The organism is Citrobacter sp. wls826 (assembly GCF_005281245.1).
GTDB classification, from domain to species: Bacteria; Pseudomonadota; Gammaproteobacteria; order Enterobacterales; family Enterobacteriaceae; genus Citrobacter; species Citrobacter braakii.
The window spans coordinates 6,643-29,926 of sequence record NZ_SZWS01000022.1 but is presented as its reverse complement, the minus strand read 5'-3'; the positions used below and the strand labels follow the sequence as shown (position 1 = coordinate 29,926).

Genomic DNA, 23,284 nt, shown 5'->3' with positions numbered 1-23,284 from the left:
CGCCAGGCCAGCCGCGTCGCAAGCTCATCCCCCAGCGCACCCGCCGGAAAAATCAGGATGTCGGCTGGCGTCAGCAACCACTGCGTCGCCAGCGCGTCCAGCACCTGCTCCGCCACGTCCGGCATCGGGTCTAGAGTCCAGCGTTCCAGTTCTGCTGCATTAAGCGCGTTTTCTGCAATCCAGCCTGCCAGTGCAGCGCATTCACCCGATTCCGTAATCACAACGATCTTCATGGCTGCATCCTCTGGCGCAAATAATCATTCCACAATATCCGCGCTTTTTCCTGCGCCGTCGCGCCGTCGATAAGCGTGGCGCTGCGCCGCTGCGCCGGTCGCGCCAGCTTCTGACATTGCACGTTCGGAGTTTCATCACTGGACGCTGGCTGACGTAAAATTGCCGCTTTTGCCGCCGCCAGACGCTGACGCATTCCGGGGACGGGAAGCGCAACTTCACCACATTGCCTGACGGCAATCACTGCCGGAAGCCGCACCCGGCAGCGGCGTAACCCGGTTGTCGTTCGCTGTTCGACAACAACAAAAGGCGGCGTCAGCGTAAAACGCTCCACCTGGGTAAAGCAGGGCCAGGCCAACATTTCAGCCATCAAAAATGGCGTTTGCCCGTTCTGCCCTTCGCTACTCTGACAGCCAGTGATAATCAAATCCGCGCCGTGATGACGCTGCCAGTCAGTTATTTGCCGGGCAATGAATTCCGGCGCAAAGCGCAGATCCGCCGTCGTTTCCAGCAACACCGGCTTATCAAAACCCAGCGCGGCAAAATAGCGCAACCAATGAATAGCACGCTCATCGCTAATGCTTAGCGCGGTTAACGTCATATCACAACCTTCACGACGTTGCGCCAGCAGTAATGCCGCAGCCGCCTGCTCATCGGCACCAGGAGAACAGCGCAGCAGCGCGGTGTCCGGGCCACGGGTATCTTCCGTCGCCGCCAGCCAGTCTTTTTCCGCCAACATACCGGAGTCTGGTTCGGCCTTAAACGCGAACAGAATGTTCATTTGCTCCTCCCTGTATTTTCTCCACGCTTCCGGCCGCCACCAGCGGCAATGCCTTCGTTTCCGGTGCCCATAGCCAGGTCACCACAAATCCAATGAGGAGCACGCCAGCCAGCAGCAGCAACGTGACCTGCATCCCACATTGCGCCAGCGTCCAGGGCAGCAGGCCGGTGCTGATTGCCGCGCCAAGTCTGCTCATCGACGTCGCAAAACCCACGCCCAGCGAGCGGATATCCGTCGGGAAGCTTTCAGCAGGCAGGATCCCTACCAGATTACTGACCGCAGAAATTGTGGTGCTGAACAGGACAAAAAGCAGCAAAGTTAACGAGCTACCGGACGGCAGAAAAGCCATCACCACCAGCGTGGCAGCCAACAGAAAAAAACTCCCAAGCAGAAACCGACGGTGCGCCAGCAGATGTGTTAATACCAGCCCCAGCAGTGCGCCAACGATTAACAACGCATTCAGCAGCAGGCTGGCGGTGAGCGCATCCTCCAGGCCGAGGGTCCCGGCAATGGTAGGCAGCCAGGTGTAGATAACAAACCAGGGGATCACCAGACAAACAAAAAACACGCTGTTAAACGCGGTTCGCCGCCAGTAGAGAGGGGAAAAGAGCGTTTTGATGTGCTTTCCGGACGCCGCAGAAACCTCGTCGCCGAGCAATACGTGCGGCCCAAGATAGCGGTGAACAATAGCGTGGGCTTCCGCGAAACGCCCCTGGCGCAGCAGCCAACGAGGCGATTCCGGCGTCCCCCAGCGAAGCAGGGTAATCAATAGTGCGGGCAGCGCCGCCGACGCCAGCAGCCAGCGCCAGGCATCCGGGCTTTCGGTAATAAAGTGGTGTCCCGCCAGGCTTGCCAGCACATAGCCGATGGTCCATACCACGCTAAAAGCCCCCAGTAACACTCCCCGATGTCGTCGTGGTGAAAATTCGGCCAGCAGGGTGTGCCCCACGGAATAATCGCCTCCCAGCCCAATCCCAATCAGGATGCGTAAACCAATAAGCTGTTCCGGCGAGGTGGCGAAAAGCTGTAAAAAAGAGGCGATGGTGATCAGCACAAAGCTGAAAGTGAAGATCTTCTGTCGACCAATGTGGTCTGAAATCCAGCCCAACACCAGACTACCGAGAAACAACCCGAGCAGCGCCGAGCCGCCAATCATCCCGGTCATAAACGGCGTGAGCTGCATGGCAGGTGTTAACTGAATAATGGCATAGCCGACAACGCCAAGAACATAGCCGTCGGTAAGGTGAGCACCAAAGGTCAAGGCGGCAATACGACAGTGAAAACCGTTAAGCGGTAAATCGTCCATTCGCACCGGTGAAGTGTTCATTTCTACCCCTGTCCGGTAAAATTGTGGCTTCCCGATCAGGAAGCCAGCTGATGTTTATTTCTCAATCGGGTAGATCGTTCCCGTGTTCATAATGCCGTTTGGATCAAACTGACGTTTCAGACCTTCCAGCAGCGGCCACGCGCTGCCATGTTCCAGCTTGCTCCAGTGAACACGATGCTTGCCGATGCCGTGGTGATGCACCATTGAGCCGCCAAGACGGATCGTCTCTTCGCAAATAATCTTGTTAAGCGGGTTGTGGTACTTATCAATCTCCTCTTCCGGCTTGCAGTCCACCACGTTGTAGTCATACACAAAGTACATGTTGGTACCGTTGATATAACTATGGGAAGAGTGACCGCCCAGCATGGTGATGTCATCCGCGTGTGGGAATTCAGTACGAATACGATGGATCACGTTTTCGTAAATTTGATGGATGTAGCTCCAACTGCCGGAAACTTCCGTCGTAAAGCCCATATTGCCGGTTTTCAGGATCTGTACGCGTTCGGCAGCCACTTTTTCCGGGCCCCAGTTCAGATGGTTAAACCAGTTCTCAATCAGCTTGCTGTCCACACGCTTACACTGTGGATAACGCGCGACGATCTCCGCAATGCCCTCGCCAGTGGCTTGCGCCATTCGCGGATTGCCCTCAGCCATGAAGATCAACACGCATTTCCCGTCAGCAAAATGAGTAAAGTGCTGGGTGCCATCCTCGGCGTCATACAGGCGTGCAATCGAAGGACGGTAGCCTTCCACCATCACTTCACGCAGGATATCGAAACCGATTTTCATATCGTCCAGAATGTAGCCGTAAAAAAGGTTATTTTCCGGCGTGAACTTGAAGATTTTCACCGTCACTTCAGTGATATAGCACAGCGCGCCTTCGTTCCCAATGATGATGTGGCGAATGTCCGGCCCGGCAGCCCGGCGTGGCACGTTCTTGATGCGGGTTACCGTGCCGTCCGGCAGCACCGCCTCCAGCCCCACGACCATATCTTCAATGGCACCGTAAAGAGTGGAGAATTGCCCGATGCTGCGGGTTGCAACCAGGCCGCCCATCTGCGCCAGCGGCTTAGACTGCGGCGAGTGCCCGGTGGTATATCCTTTTTCGCGCAATGCATTTTCCAGAATCTCAAGCGGCACGCCGCATTGAGCGGTCGCCTGCATGTTTTCAATATCAATGCTCAGGATCTGGTTCATCCCTGCCCCGTCCAGCACCACGGAGTCTTTAACCACCGTTTCCAGCCCCCCTTCCGTCGCGGATGCGCCGGTACGCGGAACTCCATTGATTTTATGCTGATTCATAAACGCCAGAACGCGGGAAACCTGCTCTGTCGAACCGAGTTTTACCACTGCCGCCGGAATGGGTAGTGTATAAATACCGTGAATGTCGGCATATTTACGAAAGCGGTCAATACTGTTTTTCTTTAATACCGTTTCATCGGTAATTACGCGTTCGGACCCAACAATTTCTTTTAACTGGTCAACAATCGCTTCGCGAGATAAAGGCATAGCTATTCCTTCCTGATAATTAGCAGAACAATTAATAATACAGAAACTATAGGTAGATATTAGCGAACTAAATAACCGCCATCGACGACCAGTAAATGACCGTTAACATAATTAGAAGCCTGACTGGCAAGGAATATCGCAGCCCCCATTAAATCCTGGGTATCGCCCCAACGATTAGCTGGGATATGATCCAATACGCGCTGATTCGTTTCCGGATTGCTGCGCGTAGCCAGCGTAATATCCGTTGCATAATATCCCGGTGCGATACCGTTAACCTGAATATTATATTGCCCCAATTCATCGCAATACGCCTTGGTAAAACCGGCAAGCGCATGTTTTGTCGCTGAATAAGCCGGAGACCACTGTCCGCCAAGATAAGAGAACAAAGAACAGATATTTATAATTTTACCGCTGTTTTGCGGAATCATAATTTTTGCCGCTTCGTAGCTCAGTTCAAACGCCGCCGTCAGGTTGACGTCAATCATCGGATCCCAGTCCGCACGACCAAAGTCCAGTACCTTATTCAGCTTACAAATTCCGGCGTTGTTCACCAGAATATCAACGGTGCCAAAACGCTCACAGCAGGCGGCAATAATCTTCTGCGGGGCACCTTTCTCGGTGATATCCACCTGCATGAATTCAACTTCAACACCCTGTTTCTCAATGATTTCCTTCGTTTCACCGTTATCTTTTACAAAACTTGGGATAAACAGATTCGCCCCGGCTTTCGCCAGCGCCATCGCAAAAGCCTGACCCAGACCGCTGTTGCCGCCCGTTACGATCGCCGTTTTCCCTTTCAGGGAGAAAAAATTCATTGAGAATGCATTGAGAGATTCGATTGACATAGCTGGCTCCAAATTCCTTTAGGCAAAAAAAAAGAAAGGCAACTTCCCCCGCTAGAGGGAAGTCACCTTTCTCATTATCTCTGGTAACTGGAATGAATTTTTAGCATAACGAGAAATTATCTAACGTGATCAAAATCACAGATGTTTTGTTCATTTTGTATTGATGACTAAAAACAAGAAGCGTGATTATTCTCACACTATAACCCACACTTCCATGTTATTTCTAAGCGCAATTACTAGAGACCTGAGAAAAGTAATCCACCTGAAAGGGCGGTTTACTTTTCTCTTTTTTTTGTCTGCATAAAATGAGAGCCCGATATGCAACAATCCTCATATCGCCGTTGGATAACACTCGCCATTATTAGTTTCAGCGGTGGCGTTAGTTTTGATTTAGCCTATTTACGTTATATCTATCAAATTCCCATGGCAAAATTCATGGGATTTAGCAATACCGAAATTGGATTAATAATGAGTACCTTTGGCGTTGCCGCTATTATTCTGTATGCGCCCAGCGGCGTAATTGCCGATAAATTCTCCCATCGCAAAATGATCACTTCAGCCATGATAATTACCGGATTGCTCGGACTGCTGATGATGACCTATCCACCGCTGTGGGTCATGCTCTGTATTCAGGTCGCCTTTGCCATCACGACAATCCTGATGCTGTGGTCGGTATCAATTAAAGCCGCCTCGCTGCTGGGGGATCACAGTGAACAAGGGAAAATCATGGGCTGGATGGAAGGCCTGCGCGGTGTCGGCGTCATGTCGCTGGCGGTATTTACCATGTGGGTCTTTTCTCGCTTCGCACCGGATGACAGCAACAGCCTGAAGGCCGTGATCCTGATTTATAGCGTGGTTTACATCCTGTTGGGAATTTTGTGCTGGTTCTTCGTGAACGATGGCAACAGCCGCAGCCACGGTGCGAAAGAGGATAAGCAGGCGTTTCAGCTCAAAGATATCATCGCCGTGCTGCGTATCAGCACCACCTGGTATTGCAGCATGGTTATTTTTGGCGTCTTTACGATCTACGCCATTCTCAGCTACTCCACCAACTATCTGACTGAAATGTACGGCATGTCGCTGGTCGCGGCGAGCTACATGGGGATCGTCATCAACAAGATCTTCCGGGCTATCTGTGGGCCACTGGGCGGCATCATCACCACCTACAGCAAAATTAAGTCGCCAACGCGCGTGGTGCAACTGCTTTCAATTGTCGGCGCCGCTGCGCTGATTGCCCTGCTGGTGACGAACTCAAATCCGCAGTCCGTAGTTATGGGGATCGGCCTGATTCTGCTGCTGGGCTTCACCTGCTACGCCTCGCGCGGGCTTTACTGGGCCTGTCCCGGCGAGGCCAGAACCCCTTCTTACATCATGGGAACCACCGTAGGGATCTGCTCGGTGATCGGTTTTCTGCCCGACGTGTTCGTCTATCCGATTGTCGGCCACTGGCAGGATACGCTCCCAGCGGCACAAGCCTATCGCAATATGTGGCTGATGGGACTGGCGGCGCTGTGCATGGTCATCCTCTTCACGTTCTTATTGTTTCGCAAAATTCGCACCAACAACGCCGCACCGGAAAAGATAACCTCACTGGCCGCAGAAACCTCCGGCGAGTGAAGATGGAAAATTAAAGGAGAATGACAATGTCAAAGAAATACATCATTGGAATTGATGGCGGAAGTCAGAGTACCAAGGTTGTGATGTACGATCTGGAAGGTAACGTGGTGTGTGAAGGAAAAGGTCTCCTGCAACCGATGTTTACTCCCGACGCCGATACGGCAGAGCATCCGGACGACGATTTATGGGCTTCATTGTGTTTTGCTGGCAAAGACTTAATGAGCCAGTTCGCGGGAGATCCAAAAGACATTGTCGGGATTGGTCTGGGCTCCATTCGCTGCTGTCGCGCATTGCTCAAAGCAGACGGCACGCCCGCTGCGCCATTGATCAGCTGGCAGGACGCGCGCGTCACCCGCCCCTATGAGCACGCCAATCCTGATGTGGCTTACGTCACCTCATTTTCAGGTTATTTGTCACATCGCTTAACCGGTGAATTTAAAGACAATATCGCCAACTACTTTGGTCAGTGGCCGGTGGATTACAAAACCTGGACATGGAGCGACGACCCGGAGGTGGTGAAGAAATTCAATATCCCGCGCAGGATGCTGTTCGAGGTGCAGATGCCGGGAACCGTGATCGGGCACTTGACCGACGCTGCCGCGAAGGCGACCAGCTTCCCTGCCGGATTACCGGTGGTTTGCACCACCAGCGACAAACCGGTAGAGGCCCTGGGCGCAGGATTGCTGGACGACGAAACCGCGGTGATCTCATTAGGCACCTATATCGCCCTGATGATGAACGGCAAAGCGCTGCCCAAAGATCCCGTCGCTTATTGGCCAATTATGTCTTCGATTCCGCAAACGCTACTCTACGAAGGCTATGGCATTCGCAAAGGAATGTGGACGGTCAGTTGGCTGCGGGATATGTTGGGGGAATCACTAATCCAGGATGCGAAAGCACAGGATCTGTCGCCGGAAGATTTGCTGAATAAGAAAGCGGCCAGCGTACCACCCGGTTGTAATGGCCTGATGACCGTCCTGGACTGGCTGACCAACCCGTGGGAACCGTTCAAACGTGGGATCATGATTGGCTTTGACTCCAGCATGGACTACGCCTGGATTTACCGCTCTATTCTGGAGAGCGTTGCGCTGACGCTGAAAAACAATTACGACAATATGTGTAACGAAATGAATCACTTCGCTAAACAAGTGATCATTACGGGCGGCGGTTCAAACAGCGATCTATTCATGCAAATCTTTGCCGACGTGTTCAATCTTCCAGCAAGACGGAATGCCATTAACGGTTGCGCCAGCCTGGGCGCGGCAATTAACACGGCGGTAGGGCTTGGTCTCTATCCGAACTATGAGAACGCGATAGAAAAAATGGTGCGGGTGAAAGATGTATTCACACCAATAGAAAACAACGCCAGACGCTATGACGCGCTGAACAAAGGGATTTTCCGCGATTTAACCCAGCACACCGATGTGATCCTGAAAAAGTCGTATGAAGTGTTGCATGGCGGCCTGGATAACGTTAATTCGATTCAGAGCTGGTCTAACGCATAAGGTTGTCCGGCCTGCATGTAGCACTCAATGCAGGCCGATAAACCCATTATCATCAGGCAATATTCAGATATTTATGGGTCTGCATCGACAGACGCCAGTTCCGCGCAATACAGGTATCAATACACAAACGCGTGGCATCTTCTTTCTGGCTGATTGGCTGTAAGGCGATGATACGCGGTTTGTCGTCGCTCAACGTAGCCAGCAGTTCATCCAGCGCTTCAATATCGCGAACGCGACCAACCGGATGTTTGATTTCATTCGCACGCTCCAGCGCCTGCGACAGCACATCATAACCGCCGCGCATATTCACCTTCGGCGATACGGTCACCCAGGTATTCGGCGTACAGCGCACTTCGTGGGTACCGCTGGTTTCAATCTGGCAGCTAAAGCCGTTCTTTTCCAGCAGGTCTGTCAGCGGCATCAGGTCATGAATGCAGGGCTCGCCACCGGTTATCACCACGTGACGGGCGGTATAGCCCTGACGCACAATGACCGCCAGCAGATCCTCGCTGCTCGCCGCGCCCCATTTATCGCTCTCTTTGGTCTTAGCCAGGATGCTGTACAGGGAAACTTCCCGATCCTCAAGCTTATCCCAGGTGTGTTTGGTATCGCACCAGGCACAGCCAACCGGGCATCCCTGTAAACGAATAAAAATGGCGGGGACGCCGGTAAAGTAACCCTCACCTTGCAGGGTCTGGAACATCTCGTTAATCGGGTACTGCATAGCGCTCTCAATATGGGGATAAACGATAATTATCGCAGATCCCCGCCAAAGTATCATGCCCCATCGATGCTTTACGCGGCGATCGCCGCGGCAAAGCGTGCCGTAATCTGCTGCGGACGCGTGATAGCCCCTCCAACCACCACGGTATGGGCACCTAATGCCAGGCAACGTGCAGCACGTTCCGGGGTATCGACGTTTCCTTCCGCCACGACCGGTATGCTGACCGCAGCCAACACCTCACGTAAAAAACCGCAGTCGTTTTCCGCCAGCACATGCCCGACAGTGTCAGCGGTATAGCCGTAGAGCGTAGTGCCCACGCAGTCAAACCCCAGACGCTCGGCGGTCACCGCCTCGTCTACAGTGGCGATATCCGCCATCAGCAGTACGGACGGGTAGCGAGCGCGGACTTGTGCGACCAGTTCTTCCAGCGTTTGCCCACCAGGGCGCGGGCGCGCTGTCGCGTCCAGAGCAATAATTTCCGGCTCAACGGTCATCAACTCATCCACTTCCTGCAGGGTGGCCGTGATAAACACATCACTACCCGGATAATCGCGCTTGATAATCCCAATCACCGGCAGTGAGACGATCTCTTTGATAGCGCGAATATCCACCACGCTGTTCGCACGGATACCTACCGCACCGCCCTGTGCTGCCGCCAACGCCATACGCGACATAATAAATGGACTGTGCAGAGGCTCATTTTCCAGCGCCTGACAGGAGACGATTAATTTACCTTTCAGGCAATCCAGTACAGTTTTCATTACGATAAGATCTCTTCGACTTCGTTTTTAATGATGGTGACATGCGGGCCATAAATCACCTGAACACCTTTACCGCGAATAATAACGCCACGTGCTCCGGTCGCTTTCAGCGCCGCTTCATCTACCTTGCTGCTCTCTTTCACCGTCACGCGTAAGCGTGTTGCGCAACAGTCCACCTCTTCCAGATTCTCTTTGCCTCCCAGCCCAGAGATGACTGCCGCTGCGCGTTCACTTTGAGGCAGACCGGATTCAATTGGGGTTACGTTTTCACGCCCAGGTGTCAGCCAGCCAAAGCGGTTAATCAAATAGCGGAAGGTAAAGTAGTAAAGGAAGAACCACGGTATCCCCACCATGGGAACGTACATCCAGTTGGTTTTGGCTTCCCCCTGTAAGACGCCGAAGAGGAGGAAATCGATAAGCCCACCCGAAAAGGTTTGCCCAATAGTGATATGTAAAATATGAGCCATCATAAACGCCAGGCCATCGAAGAAGGCGTGAATGACATATAACACGGGAGCCACAAAGAGGAAGGAGAACTCGATAGGCTCAGTGATCCCCGTCAGGAAAGAGGTCAGGGCTGCCGACAACAGCAGGCCGGCGACAAGCTTTCTGTTCTCCGGCTTGGCAGTGTGATACATCGCCAGGCATGCGCCAAGCAGGCCAAACATCATGGTAATGAATCGCCCGGACATAAAGCGCGAGGTGCCCGCATAGAACTGCTGCGTATTCGGATCGGCAAGTTGGGCAAAGAAAATCCGCTGCGTACCTTCAACCAACTGGCCGTTGACGATTTCGCTACCGCCAAGCGCCGTCGTCCAGAACGGCAAATAAAAGATATGGTGTAAACCCAGTGGGCCAAGCATACGCAGGATGAAGCCGTACAACAGTGTCCCCAGATAACCCGTCGCATCCACCAGACCACCCAGCCCAAAAATGAGTTTCTGGAAATGCGGCCAAACCACTGTCATGACAGCCCCCACAACAATCGCGGCAAGGGAGCTAATAATCGGTACAAAGCGCGAGCCGCTGAAGAAACCAAGGAACTGAGGTAGTGAGACTTTATTGAAACGGCTATGCAACGCGCAGGTGACAAGACCAATAACCACCCCACCAAACACGCCCGTTTCCAGCGTCTGAATACCCAGCGTCATCCCCTGGCCAACGGCACCCGGGTTCTCGTGCGCCAGTGTCCCGTTGAGGGTCAATAAGGCATTGATAGTGGCATTCATCACCAAAAATGCCAGCAATGCCGCCAGCCCGGCGGTACCTTTATCCGTTTTCGCCAGTCCTACAGCGACACCCACTGCGAACAACACCGAAAGATTGGCAAACACAATAGAACCGGCGCTGGTCATGATTGTGAAGATTGCCTGCAACCAGTCGACATCCAAAAACGGATAAGCCGTCAATGTGTTTGGATTCGACAGTGCGCCGCCAATCCCTAACAACAGTCCCGCGGCGGGCAATACCGCAATCGGCAGCATGAAGGATTTGCCGAAGCGCTGCGCTTTTTCAAACCATGCACCCGATGAGGCGCCGCTAAACATTTGCATCATTTTTTCATCTCCCCGACTAGTGATGAAAATTTTTACCATAATTATTTTTATAAATGAAAATTATCATCAAAAACCAGGAAGCCGATCATACTTTTTTAAAATGACTGGCATCTCTCCCCTGCTTTCCGCCACACTATCAGCAGAGAAACGCATTAAGGATTTTGCATGTCAGAAAATGAAAACCTGCTGCTGAGATTGCGCCAGAGCGTTGACGGATATAGCCGAACACAACAGAAGCTGGGAGAGTTTGTGCTAAGCGATCCGGCAAAAGTTGTCTACCTGACGATTACCGAACTGGCGCGTGAAAGCGACACCAGCGAAGCTAGCGTCACACGGCTGTGCCGTACGCTGGGGTGTAAGGGCTATAACGAGTTCAAAATGGCGCTGGCACTCGATCTCCAGCAAGAACAGCCGGTAGAGCACAGCGGGGATGAAATTGACAATGTGGTCAATGAATCCGTGCAAGCACTGCAGGACACCGCAAAATTACTCGACAGAGCATTACTTGAAGCAGCCGCTCTTGCGCTGCATCAGGCGCAGTCGGTACAGATTTATGGCGTAGCGGCCAGCGCCATTCTGGGGGAGTATTTACATTACAAACTCCTGCGCTTGGGCAAACCCGCACAAATGTTCAGCGATATGCATCGCGCAGCCATGAACGCCACAACGCTAAGCAAAGACACGCTCGTGGTGGCGATTTCCAGCTCAGGCTCCACGCGCGATCTGCTGCATGTCGTTAAACTGGCGCGTAAGCAAGGCGCGCGCGTACTGGCGTTGAGTAATACGCCGCGCAGTCCGTTGGCTTCGCTGAGTGATATTCAACTGGTCGCAGCCAAACCAGAAGGTCCGTTGAGTGCTGGTGCGCTAAACGCCAAGGTGGGAGTGATGCTGTTGGTAGAACTGCTCACCACGTCACTGATTGCTCTGGATGAAAAGTACAGTGATGTGAGCCAGAAAACCGCCAGTGCGACCTTACCGCTACTGCTTTAGTTTAGCGGCATAAAAAAACCCGCCGCAGCGGGTTTTTACGTTAAGAGTTAAAGAACAGGATTACGCCTGACCTTTGATCTCTTTACGACCGTTGTACGGCGCTTGTTCACCCAGAGCTTCTTCGATACGAATCAGCTGGTTGTACTTAGCAACGCGGTCAGAACGGCTCATAGAACCGGTTTTGATCTGGCCTGCAGCGGTACCAACAGCCAGGTCAGCGATGGTAGCGTCTTCAGTTTCGCCAGAACGGTGAGAGATGACAGCGGTGTAGCCAGCGTCTTTCGCCATTTTGATCGCAGCCAGAGTTTCGGTCAGAGAACCGATCTGGTTGAATTTGATCAGGATGGAGTTAACGATGCCTTTTTCGATACCTTCTTTCAGGATCTTGGTGTTGGTTACGAACAGATCGTCACCAACCAGCTGGATTTTGTCGCCCAGAACTTTAGTCTGGTATGCGAAACCGTCCCAGTCAGACTCGTCCAGACCATCTTCGATGGACACGATCGGGTACTGTTTGGTCAGTTCTTCCAGGAAGTGAGTGAATTCTTCGGAGGTGAATGCTTTGTTGCCTTCGCCAGCCAGAACGTATTTACCGTCTTTGTAGAATTCAGAAGCTGCACAGTCCATCGCCAGGGTGATGTCTTTGCCCAGCTCGTAGCCAGCTGCTTTAACCGCTTCAGCGATTACAGCCAGAGCTTCAGCGTTGGAACCCAGGTTCGGCGCGTAGCCGCCTTCGTCACCCACTGCAGTGTTCATACCTTTAGCTTTCAGAACTTTAGCCAGGTTATGGAACACTTCAGAACCCATACGTACGGCTTCTTTCAGGGTTTTAGCGCCAACCGGCTGAATCATGAACTCCTGGATGTCAACGTTGTTGTCAGCGTGCTCACCACCGTTGATGATGTTCATCATCGGAACCGGCATGGAGTATTTGCCCGGAGTACCGTTCAGTTCAGCGATGTGTGCATACAGCGGCAGGCCTTTAGCAGCAGCTGCTGCTTTGGCGTTCGCCAGGGACACAGCCAGGATGGCGTTTGCACCGAAGTTGGATTTGTTTTCAGTACCGTCCAGATCGATCATGATCTTGTCGATGCCAGCCTGATCTTTAGCATCTTTACCCAGCAGAGCCTGAGCAATTGGGCCGTTAACAGCTGCAACAGCTTTCAGTACGCCTTTACCCATGAAACGGGATTTGTCGCCGTCGCGCAGTTCCAGTGCTTCGCGGGAACCAGTAGAAGCACCTGACGGAGCTGCTGCCATACCAACGAAACCACCTTCCAGGTGTACTTCGGCTTCAACAGTCGGGTTACCACGGGAGTCGATGATTTCACGACCGATGATTTTAACGATTTTGGACATTAGATTTTCCTCAGTACAAGTTAAACTAAAACTCCAGACAAACAATGCACCCGGATGGGTGCATTGCCGTTCTAACTTTTTTACTTCTTACTTCGCCTGACGCTTCTGATGTTCACTGGCGGCTTTCACAAAGCCGGCAAACAGCGGGTGCCCATCACGTGGCGTGGAAGTAAATTCCGGGTGGAACTGACAGGCCACGAACCACGGATGATTCGGTACCTCAATGATCTCGACCAACTGATCATCACCGGAACGGCCTGCAATACGCAGACCCGCAGCTTCAATCTGTTTCAACAGCATATTGTTGACTTCGTAACGGTGGCGATGGCGTTCAACAATTGTCGGCGCGCCGTACAGCTGACGAACCAGGCTATCGTCGCTCAACTGACACTGCTGGGCGCCAAGGCGCATTGTGCCGCCCAGATCGCTCTTCTCGGTACGGACTTCAACGTTGCCGTCTTCATCGCGCCATTCGGTAATCAGGGCCACCACCGGGTACTTACAGTCTGGCACAAATTCCGTGGAGTTGGCGTTATCCATACCCACTACGTTACGTGCAAACTCAATCAACGCAACCTGCATACCCAGGCAAATACCCAGATAAGGAACATTGTTTTCACGCGCAAAGCGCGCTGTCGCGATCTTACCTTCAACACCACGGTAGCCGAAGCCGCCAGGGATCAGGATTGCATCAAGACCTTTCAGGATCTCAACGCCGCGCGTTTCGACATCTTGCGAATCGATCAGCTTAATGTTGACGGTGACACGATTCTTCAGACCACCGTGCTTCAATGCTTCGATAACTGACTTATAGGCATCCGGCAGTTCAATATACTTGCCGACCATACCGATAGTCACTTCGCCTGCCGGATTCGCTTCTTCGTAGATAACCTGTTCCCATTCTGACAGATTAGCTTCCGGACAGTTCAAGCTGAATCGTTTACAAATATAATCGTCAAGGCCCTGGGATTTCAACAGGCCTGGAATTTTATAGATGGAATCGACATCTTTCATTGAAATAACGGCTTTTTCTGGCACGTTACAGAACAATGCAATTTTTGCACGTTCGTTGGCCGGAACCGCGCGATCGGAACGACAGATCAGAATGTCAGGCTGGATACCGATAGACAGCAACTCTTTTACCGAGTGCTGAGTCGGTTTAGTTTTGACTTCACCGGCAGCGGCCAGGTAAGGAACCAGAGTCAGGTGCATGAACAGCGCGTGTTCACGACCGATATCTACCGCTAATTGGCGAATCGCTTCCAGGAATGGCAGGGATTCGATATCACCGACCGTACCGCCGATTTCAACCAGAACGACGTCATGACCTTCGCCACCGGCAAGGACACGCTCTTTAATCGCGTTGGTGATGTGCGGGATAACCTGTACGGTTGCCCCCAGATAGTCGCCACGGCGCTCTTTGCGCAGGACATCGGAGTAAATTCGACCGGTAGTGAAGTTATTGCGGCGAGTCATTTTGGTACGAATGAAACGCTCATAGTGACCCAGGTCCAGGTCGGTTTCAGCGCCGTCTTCAGTAACGAACACTTCCCCGTGTTGGATTGGACTCATAGTACCTGGATCGACGTTGATATACGGATCCAGTTTCATCATGGTCACGTTGAGGCCACGAGCCTCAAGAATGGCTGCCAGGGAGGCTGCGGCAATGCCTTTACCCAGAGAGGATACGACCCCGCCGGTCACAAAAATATAGTTCGTTGTCATGCTGGACCTGAGAAGTTAGGGTGAAACGATGGAATTACCAAGACGGGAAAGTAGTATACCCGAACATGACGAGCGCCACAAACTTTCATTATTCCTCCTCTTCACCAGGCTCACATAAACATCGGGAGTGAGAAAATAGCCCCTTTGGGGTAAATGTTTTTGACGTAAATCAAGCGCTTGTTATTTAAAAAATCACACAAATCGCCCTTGACCGACGAAATCCCTTAGAGATCAATTTCCTGCCGTTTTACCTGTTGCCAGACTTCTTCCATAGTTTCCAGATCAACACCAGTCATTTCCAGACCCCGGGCCGCTACAATTCGCTCAACCTCACGAAAACGGCGCTCAAATTTCTCGTTCGCTTTTTGCAATGCGATCTCAGCTTTAGTGCCTAAATGCCGAGCCATATTGACCGTCGCAAACAACAGGTCGCCCATTTCCTCCTCCAGTTTAGCCTGGTCGACAACAGCCTGCTTCGCCTCAAACATGACTTCATCGATCTCTTCGTAAACCTTGTCGACAACCGGTCCTAATGTTTTCCAGTCGAAACCAACATTAGAGCAGCGTTTCTGGATTTTTTGGGCGCGCATTAACGCCGGTAAACTACGGGGAATATCGTCGAGTGCGGAATGCTGCGCCTTCTGGGCGCGTTCTTCGCTTTTGATTTGCTCCCAGCGGGTCAACACCTCAGTGCTGTTACTGGCAGAAACATCAGCAAAAACATGTGGGTGGCGACGCTCAAGCTTATCGCTGATGGCGGCGCAAATATCATTGAAATCGAAACGTCCTTCTTCCTGCGCCATCTGGGCGTAAAACACCACCTGGAACAGCAAGTCACCCAGCTCTCCACGCAGGTCGTCGAAGTCTTCCCGCGCAATTGCGTCCAGCACTTCATAGGTTTCTTCGAGGGTGTAAGGGGCAATAGTGGCGAATGTCTGCTCTTTATCCCAGGGACAACCGTTTTCCGGGTCGCGCAGGCGCTGCATAATACCGAGCAGTCGGTCGATTTGATTCATTGGAATATCCTGAAATTTCGATACGCGAGGCCAGATAAGACGACAGCCGATATCCGGCAACATGGCAATGCCTGATGGCAACGCTAACGCGCCTCACCAGGCATGCAAACTTATCTGGCCTATAAAATAATTAATTACCGTGCAGACGACGTGCGTCGATCACATCCGGCACCTGGTTCAGCTTGCCAAGCACGCGCCCGAGCACCTGCAGGTTATAGATTTCGATGGTCATATCGATGGTAGCCAGTTGCTGTTTGGTATCACTCCGGCTGGCAACCCCCAGCACGTTCACCTTCTCGTTGGCAAGAATCGTGGTGATATCACGTAATAAGCCGCTGCGATCGTTAGCCTGGACGCGAACCACCAGCGAATATCCTGCCGAGTAGCTTTCGCCCCAAACCGCATCAACAATTCGTTCCGGCGCATGAGAGCGCAGCTCGGTCAACTGTTCGCAATCCGCCCGGTGCACGGAAATACCGCGGCCCTGAGTGATAAACCCGACAATTTCATCGCCTGGAATCGGCTGGCAGCAGCGCGCAATGTGGTGCATCAGGTTACCCACCCCTTCCACCACCACGCGACCGTCGTCTTTACGGCGACTCTGCGGCGCCTGCGTTTTCTGCTGAAGCTGTTTCAGCGCGGCGGCATCCTGTTCGGCTGCGCTTGGCTTATTAAACTGCGCCTGCAGGAAGTTCACCATCTGGTTGAGGCGAATGTCCCCCCCACCAATCGCCGCCAGCAGCTCATCCAGCTCATTGAAGCTGTAGCGCGGCAGCAGGTGCTTTTCCGCTTCTTTCAGGCTAATGCCTAAATGCGCCAGCTCATCGTCGAGGATCTGGCGGCCAGCAAGGATGTTTTTGTCGCGGTCCTGTTTACGGAACCAGGCGTGGATCTTCGAACGCCCCCGACTGGTGGTGACATAGCCGAGGTTAGGGTTCAGCCAGTCGCGGCTTGGGTTAGGCTGTTTCTGGGTGATAATTTCAATTTGATCGCCCATCTGCAGCTGGTAGGTAAACGGTACGATGCGTCCGCCAATTTTCGCGCCAATGCAACGATGCCCCACATCACTGTGAATATGATAAGCAAAATCGAGCGGTGTGGAGCCCGCAGGTAAGTCCACAACGTCGCCTTTTGGCGTAAAGACGTACACTCGGTCATCAAAGACCTGGCTACGGACTTCATCCAGCATTTCGCCAGAGTCCGCCATCTCTTCCTGCCAGGCGATCAGCTTACGCAGCCATGCAATACGATCTTCATGACCAGAACGCGCTACGCCTGAAGCGGTGCCCTCTTTGTACTTCCAGTGTGCCGCAACGCCCAGTTCGGCATCTTCGTGCATCTGTTTCGTACGGATCTGAATTTCAATGGTTTTCCCGCCCGGTCCCAGCACAACCGTATGAATTGACTGATAGCCGTTGGGTTTCGGGTTAGCAACATAGTCATCGAACTCATCCGGCAGATGGCGATAGTGAGTATGCACTATCCCGAGCGCGGCATAGCAGTCCTGTAAACGCTCCGCCACGATACGCACCGCGCGCACGTCGAAAAGTTCATCGAAGGCCAGCTGCTTTTTCTGCATTTTGCGCCAGATGCTGTAGATGTGTTTCGGACGTCCGTACACTTCGGCTTTGACGCCTTCCGTTTTCATCTCTGAGCGCAAATGACCGACGAACTCATCAATGTAATGCTCGCGATCGATGCGACGTTCGTGCAGCAGCTTGGCAATACGTTTGTATTCAGCCGGGTGCAGGTAACGGAAGCAGTAATCTTCCAGTTCCCATTTTAATTGCCCGATACCCAAACGGTTGGCCAGCGGCGCATAGATATTGGTGCACTCTTTTGCCGCCAGAACGCGTTCATCTTCCGGTGCGTCCTTCACTTCACGCAGATGTGCAATCCGCTCCGCCAGCTTGATGACCACACAGCGGAAATCATCCACCATAGCCAGCAGCATGCGGCGAACGTTATCGACCTGTTCGGAAGAGACTGAATCGGTATGAGTGGCCTTAAGCTGGCGTATTGCCGCCATATCCCGCACGCCGTGGATAAGATGAACAATGGATTTGCCCACGCTCTCGCGCAGGATGTCTTCACTGACCACGTTGGCATCTGCCAGAGGGAACAGCATTGCTGCGCGCAGCGTGTCGATATCCATGCTCAACATGGAGAGTATTTCTACCATCTCCACGCCACGCCACAGCAGCAGTTCCGCATCCGGATGCCCCTGTGTCTGCTGCTGGCAGTACGCCCAGGTTTCGGCTAAGCGTTCACACGACTGCTGGCTGGAGATCCCCAGACTCGCGATCCATTTCTTTGGATCAAACTCACCAGCTTTATTTATATGTGCACTTCTTACCGCAACCATTGTCCTCTCCTTAAGGGGCCTGGCCTGTCGAAGTCGACAAGCCATACCCATTGTCTTTCACGCTGCATTACCACCCGAAATCCAATGGGTACAAAATTTATTACATACGCTCAAACAGGACCATTGATTCCAGGTGTCCAGTGTGCGGGAACATATCAAGCATCGCCAGTCGCCGTATGGCATATCCCGCGTTGAGCAAAGCGTCGCTGTCACGAGCCAGCGTTGCCGGGTTACAGGATACATAAACAACGCGTATAGGTTCTAATTTTATAATATGTTGCATCACACCTGCAGCCCCCGCACGCGCAGGATCGAGCAATACTTTGTCGAATCCGTTTTTCGCCCACGGCTGCCGGGTAACATCTTCCTCAAGGTTTTCATGAAAGAATGTCACATTGTGTAATCCGTTATTCAGCGCGTTTTCCCGGCCTTTTTCCACCAGCGCCGGTACCCCTTCCACCCCCACCACGTTTGCAGCCCGGGTTGCCAACGGCAGGGTAAAATTACCCATTCCACAGAACAGATCGAGTACGCGATCTTCAGGTTGCACATCAAGCCATTCGAGCGCACGGGCCACCATTTGTTGGTTTACCCCTTCATTGACCTGAATAAAATCACGCGGGCTGAAGGTTAACCGTAGTCCATTTGAGTCATACCAGGGCGACTCTTCTGATATTGATTCCAGTATCTCGCTTTGCGGGGCCAGAAACAAAGACAGCCCCTGAGAATGCGAAAAGCATTCCAGTTTTTCTTTATCCTGAACACTTAATGGCGCCGTGTGGCGCAAAATCATCAGGGTTCCGCTCCCCGCCTGCACCAGCTCGACATGACCAAGATGGCGTAACCCTTGCAGACTTTCCAGACACGCCCGGATGTGGGGCAAGAGCGCTTCAAGCTGGGGCACCAAAATAGGGCATTGTTTAACATCGATAATGTCGCTGGATGCGGATTTGCGAAACCCCATCTGCAATTTTTGTTCTTTTGGCCGATAGTTCAGGCTCAACCTGGCGCGACGACGATAGCCCCACGGGGTATCAGCTATAACATCCAACACTTCACATTTCATTAAACGCGACAACGCCGCGCTTTTGCTACGCTGCTGCAACGAGATGCTGGCATGCTGCTGCTGGCAGCCGCCGCACACGCCAAAATGCGGGCAACGTGGCACTTCACGCTGCGGACTGTCGTTTAAACGTCGTTTTACTTGCGCACGGGCGAACTGTTTTTTATCTTCGGTAATCACCACCTCGGCGCTTTCCTGAGGTAGCAATTCCGGTATAAACAACGCCTTTCCGTTATGGCGAGCAACGCCCTGGCCGAAAGGATCAAGGTCATTGACGGTAACGGTTATGATCTGACGCGTCGTCACGCGTCGTTTTGCAGAGTAGAATTGCGCCATCGACGAGATATTTCTCTATTTAACAGTGTGACCCTAATTGTCCCATAACGGAACTCCATGACCAACTACAGCCTGCGCGCACGCATGATGATTCTGATCCTGGCCCCGACCGTCCTGATTGGTTTGCTGCTCAGTATCTTTTTTGTTGTGCATCGCTATAACGACTTGCAGCGTCAACTGGAAGATGCTGGCGCCAGCATCATTGAGCCACTCGCGGTCTCCAGCGAATATGGCATGAATCTGCAAAACAGAGAATCCATCGGCCAACTTATCAGCGTGCTGCATCGTCGCCATTCCGATATCGTGCGGGCAATTTCTGTCTATGACGAGAATAATCGGCTGTTTGTCACATCCAATTTTCATCTCGATCCGTCTGAAATGCAGCTGGCAACCGGTTCACCATTTCCCCGAAAGCTGAGCGTCACCCGGCTCGGGGATATTATGATCCTGCGAACGCCAATTATATCGGAAAGCTATTCGCCGGATGAATCTGCCGTCAGCGACGCCAAAAATACGGAAAATATGCTGGGGTATGTAGCGCTTGAGCTGGACCTCAAGTCAGTACGATTACAGCAGTATAAAGAGATCTTTATCTCCAGCGTAATGATGCTGTTTTGTATCGGTATTGCGTTAATTTTTGGCTGGCGTCTGATGCGCGACGTGACTGGCCCGATTCGCAATATGGTGAATACCGTTGACCGAATACGTAGAGGCCAGCTCGACAGCCGCGTCGAAGGTTTCATGTTGGGCGAGCTGGATATGCTCAAAAATGGCATCAACTCGATGGCGATGTCACTTGCGGCCTACCATGAAGAGATGCAGCACAACATCGACCAGGCCACCTCTGACCTGCGCGAAACGTTGGAGCAGATGGAAATCCAGAACGTCGAACTGGATCTGGCGAAGAAACGCGCCCAGGAAGCGGCGCGTATTAAGTCTGAGTTTCTGGCTAACATGTCGCATGAGCTGCGTACGCCGCTGAATGGCGTGATTGGCTTCACCCGCCTGACGCTTAAAACCGAGCTCAACACGACGCAGCGCGATCACCTGAATACGATTGAACGCTCGGCCAACAATCTGTTGGCCATCATCAATGATGTGCTCGACTTCTCCAAACTTGAGGCGGGCAAACTGATTCTGGAAAGCATCCCATTCCCGCTGCGTAGCACGCTGGATGACGTCGTCACGCTGTTAGCGCACTCATCCCATGATAAAGGGCTTGAGCTGACGCTAAATATTAAGAATGACGTGCCGGACAACGTCATCGGGGACCCGCTGCGCTTACAGCAGGTAATCACTAATCTGGTTGGCAATGCCATCAAATTTACCGAAGGCGGCAATATCGACATTCTGGTCGAGAAACGCGCCCTCAGTAACACGAAAGTGCAAATTGAAGTGCAAATCCGCGATACCGGAATTGGCATCCCTGAGCGCGATCAGTCACGCCTGTTCCAGGCCTTCCGCCAGGCCGATGCCAGTATTTCCCGCCGCCACGGCGGGACCGGACTGGGTCTGGTCATTACGCAAAAGCTGGTCAATGAAATGGGCGGGGATATCTCCTTCCACAGCCAGCCGAACCGGGGCTCCACGTTCTGGTTCCATATCAGCCTCGATCTCAACCCTAACGTTCTCGTGGATCGCTCAACCACGCACTGTCTGGCCGGAAAGCGGCTGGCCTACGTTGAACCTAACGCAACAGCCGCGCAATGCACGTTAGATATCTTGAGTGAAACGCCGCTGGAGGTGATTTACAGCCCTTCATTCTCCGGGCTGCCGAAGGATCACTACGATATTCTGCTGCTTGGCATACCGGTCACTTTACGCGAACCGCTCACCATGCAGCATGAGCGGCTGGCAAGCGCAGCGGCGATGACCGACTTTTTGTTACTGGCTCTGCCTTGCCATGCGCAGATCAACGCCGAGAAATTAAAGCAGGGCGGCGCGGCGGCGTGCCTGTTGAAACCTCTTACCTCAACCCGCTTACTGCCAGCGTTGACAGAGTATTGTCAACTGAACCACAGCGCGGCTCCGCTACTGTTAGACGAGAGCAAAATTGCGATGACCGTCATGGCGGTGGACGACAACCCGGCGAACCTCAAGCTGATTGGTGCTCTGCTGGAAGATAAAGTGCAGCACGTCGTGCTCTGCGACAGCGGACATCAGGCAGTGGATCGCGCCAAACAGATGCAGTTTGATCTCATCCTGATGGATATTCAGATGCCAGACATGGACGGTATTCGCGCCTGCGAACTGATCCACCAGCTTCCTCATCAACAACAGACGCCGGTCATTGCGGTCACCGCGCATGCCATGGCCGGGCAAAAAGAGAAGCTGCTCAGCGCCGGGATGAACGATTACCTGGCGAAGCCTATCGAAGAAGATAAGCTGCATAATCTGCTGTTACGCTACAAACCCGGCGCGAGCTCATCGCTGAGGGCGCTCGCTGTTGAACCGGTCGTCAATCCGAATACCACACTCGACTGGCAACTGGCGTTAAGGCAAGCCGCCGGTAAAAACGATCTGGCGCGGGATATGCTGCAAATGCTGCTCGATTTTCTGCCCGAAGTGCGTAACAAAATTGAAGAACAGCTGGTAGGTGAAAACCCTGAAGGACTGGTGGATATGATCCATAAACTGCATGGCAGTTGCGGTTATAGCGGCGTTCCCCGCATGAAAAACCTGTGTCAGCTTATTGAGCAGCAATTACGTAGCGGGAGCAAAGAAGAAGAGCTGGAGCCTGAGTTTTTAGAGCTTCTGGATGAAATGGATAACGTTGCGCGCGAAGCGAAGAAGTTGTTAGGGTAAAGATCTGATTGCCGGATAACGACGCTCACGCGTCTTATCCGGCAATCATGCCACATCATTCAACGTAATTGCTGACCCGCTTTCAGGGTCGCGGCCACGTTTCGCGCCGTCATTCGCACGTTCTCACTCGCGTTCTTCAGCGCCTCATCCAGTGTGCAAACGGTATAGATAACGCTAAAAACCGCATCCAGCCCATGCTCATGTACAACACCGACATCAGCCGTCAGGCTGCCAGCAATGCCGATAACCGGTTTGTTGTAACGCTTTGCCACCTTCGCCACGCCAACCGGAACCTTACCGTGAATGGTCTGGCTGTCGATACGTCCTTCACCCGTGACCACTAAATCCGCATCCGCAACGCAGTCGTCGAGGTGTAACGCATCCGTCACGATCTCAATACCGCAGCGTAACTGCGCACCGCAAAACGCATACAGTGCCGCCCCCATACCACCAGCCGCGCCACCACCCGCCAGTTCCAGCACGTTGACGTCCAGATCGCGGGCAATGAGTTGCGCATAATGCGTGAGCGCCCGATCAAGACGAGGAATCATCTCCGGCGTCGCCCCCTTTTGCGGACCGAAGACCGCAGAGGCCCCCTCTTCACCGGTCAACGGATTAGTCACATCGCAGGCCACTTCAATACGGCACGCGGCAAGACGCGGGTCTAGCTGAGAAATATCAATCCGGGCGAGTGATTCAAGGCCAGTCCCGCCATGAGCAATATCGTTATTTTGCGCATCCAGTAATTTTGCTCCAAGCGCTTGCACCA

At 52.8% G+C, this 23,284-nt stretch carries 16 protein-coding genes and 2 pseudogenes; 4 read left to right on the top strand and 14 right to left on the bottom strand.

Going from position 1 to position 23,284, the window contains the following annotated elements:
* The 5 genes and pseudogenes from FDW87_RS21775 to FDW87_RS04535 form a co-directional block, all read right to left on the bottom strand.
* Positions 1–233, bottom strand: a pseudogene (locus FDW87_RS21775) (electron transfer flavoprotein); the annotation flags it as partial.
* Positions 230–1,012, bottom strand: coding sequence for an electron transfer flavoprotein subunit beta/FixA family protein (locus FDW87_RS04550; RefSeq protein WP_016157340.1), 783 nt, complete (start codon positions 1,010–1,012; stop codon positions 230–232). The pseudogene FDW87_RS21775 and the gene FDW87_RS04550, both read right to left, overlap by 4 nt.
* Positions 990–2,348, bottom strand: a pseudogene (locus FDW87_RS04545) (MFS transporter); the annotation flags it as partial. The pseudogene FDW87_RS04545 and the gene FDW87_RS04550, both read right to left, overlap by 23 nt.
* A gap of 45 nt (positions 2,349–2,393) precedes the next feature.
* The gene (locus tag FDW87_RS04540; RefSeq protein ID WP_049040369.1) at positions 2,394–3,848 is read right to left on the bottom strand and encodes an FAD-binding oxidoreductase; all 1,455 of its coding nucleotides are present in this window, start codon (positions 3,846–3,848) and stop codon (positions 2,394–2,396) included.
* A 59-nt stretch (positions 3,849–3,907) separates the two neighbouring features.
* The gene (locus FDW87_RS04535) at positions 3,908–4,693 is read right to left on the bottom strand and encodes an SDR family oxidoreductase (RefSeq protein WP_016154226.1); all 786 of its coding nucleotides are present in this window, start codon (positions 4,691–4,693) and stop codon (positions 3,908–3,910) included.
* Between the two features lie 318 nt (positions 4,694–5,011).
* On the opposite strand from FDW87_RS04535, the gene FDW87_RS04530 reads away from it, so the two are divergent.
* Both FDW87_RS04530 and FDW87_RS04525 read left to right on the top strand, forming a co-directional pair.
* Positions 5,012–6,310 carry a nitrate/nitrite transporter gene (locus FDW87_RS04530; protein WP_103284164.1) on the top strand — a complete coding sequence of 433 codons (1,299 nt, stop codon included), beginning with the start codon at positions 5,012–5,014 and terminating at the stop codon, positions 6,308–6,310.
* 26 nt (positions 6,311–6,336) lie between these two features.
* On the top strand, positions 6,337–7,815 hold the full coding sequence (locus FDW87_RS04525; protein ID WP_137379494.1) for an FGGY-family carbohydrate kinase: 1,479 nt from the start codon (positions 6,337–6,339) through the stop codon (positions 7,813–7,815).
* Between the two features lie 52 nt (positions 7,816–7,867).
* On the opposite strand, the gene queE is transcribed toward FDW87_RS04525, so the two are convergent.
* From queE to FDW87_RS04510, 3 genes are all read right to left on the bottom strand, one after another.
* Entirely contained in the window at positions 7,868–8,539 is a 672-nt protein-coding gene (queE, locus tag FDW87_RS04520) for a 7-carboxy-7-deazaguanine synthase QueE (protein WP_016154229.1), read from the bottom strand.
* A gap of 71 nt (positions 8,540–8,610) precedes the next feature.
* The gene (locus tag FDW87_RS04515) at positions 8,611–9,300 is read right to left on the bottom strand and encodes an N-acetylmannosamine-6-phosphate 2-epimerase (protein WP_016154230.1); all 690 of its coding nucleotides are present in this window, start codon (positions 9,298–9,300) and stop codon (positions 8,611–8,613) included.
* Positions 9,300–10,856: a maltose/glucose-specific PTS transporter subunit IIC gene (locus FDW87_RS04510; protein ID WP_016157348.1), complete on the bottom strand. Its 1,557-nt coding sequence runs from the start codon at positions 10,854–10,856 to the stop codon at positions 9,300–9,302. Before FDW87_RS04510 ends, FDW87_RS04515 begins: the two co-directional genes overlap by 1 nt.
* 165 nt (positions 10,857–11,021) lie before the next feature.
* Here FDW87_RS04510 and FDW87_RS04505 point away from each other — a divergent pair, with 165 nt between their 5' ends.
* Positions 11,022–11,846 (top strand): MurR/RpiR family transcriptional regulator, encoded by an 825-nt coding sequence (locus FDW87_RS04505; RefSeq protein WP_049040365.1) that lies wholly within the window; start codon positions 11,022–11,024, stop codon positions 11,844–11,846.
* A gap of 60 nt (positions 11,847–11,906) precedes the next feature.
* Here the strand turns inward: FDW87_RS04505 and eno are convergent, their stop codons facing one another.
* The 5 genes from eno to rlmD form a co-directional block, all read right to left on the bottom strand.
* Positions 11,907–13,205, bottom strand: coding sequence for a phosphopyruvate hydratase (gene eno, locus FDW87_RS04500; RefSeq protein ID WP_003034129.1), 1,299 nt, complete (start codon positions 13,203–13,205; stop codon positions 11,907–11,909).
* Positions 13,206–13,292: 87 nt separating this feature from the next.
* A complete protein-coding gene (gene pyrG, locus FDW87_RS04495) occupies positions 13,293–14,930 on the bottom strand; it encodes a glutamine hydrolyzing CTP synthase (protein ID WP_016154233.1) in 1,638 nt (545 codons plus the stop codon).
* A 224-nt stretch (positions 14,931–15,154) separates the two neighbouring features.
* Entirely contained in the window at positions 15,155–15,946 is a 792-nt protein-coding gene (gene mazG, locus FDW87_RS04490; RefSeq protein ID WP_049040397.1) for a nucleoside triphosphate pyrophosphohydrolase, read from the bottom strand.
* A 130-nt stretch (positions 15,947–16,076) separates the two neighbouring features.
* Entirely contained in the window at positions 16,077–18,311 is a 2,235-nt protein-coding gene (relA, locus tag FDW87_RS04485) for a GTP diphosphokinase (RefSeq protein WP_047357898.1), read from the bottom strand.
* Positions 18,312–18,411: 100 nt separating this feature from the next.
* Entirely contained in the window at positions 18,412–19,710 is a 1,299-nt protein-coding gene (rlmD, locus tag FDW87_RS04480) for a 23S rRNA (uracil(1939)-C(5))-methyltransferase RlmD (protein ID WP_137379493.1), read from the bottom strand.
* A 57-nt stretch (positions 19,711–19,767) separates the two neighbouring features.
* Here rlmD and barA point away from each other — a divergent pair, with 57 nt between their 5' ends.
* A complete protein-coding gene (barA, locus tag FDW87_RS04475) occupies positions 19,768–22,515 on the top strand; it encodes a two-component sensor histidine kinase BarA (protein WP_047357900.1) in 2,748 nt (915 codons plus the stop codon).
* A gap of 59 nt (positions 22,516–22,574) precedes the next feature.
* Here the strand turns inward: barA and FDW87_RS21770 are convergent.
* A partial coding sequence (locus FDW87_RS21770; protein WP_252363007.1) for a glycerate kinase occupies positions 22,575–23,284 on the bottom strand: 710 nt, incomplete at its 5' end.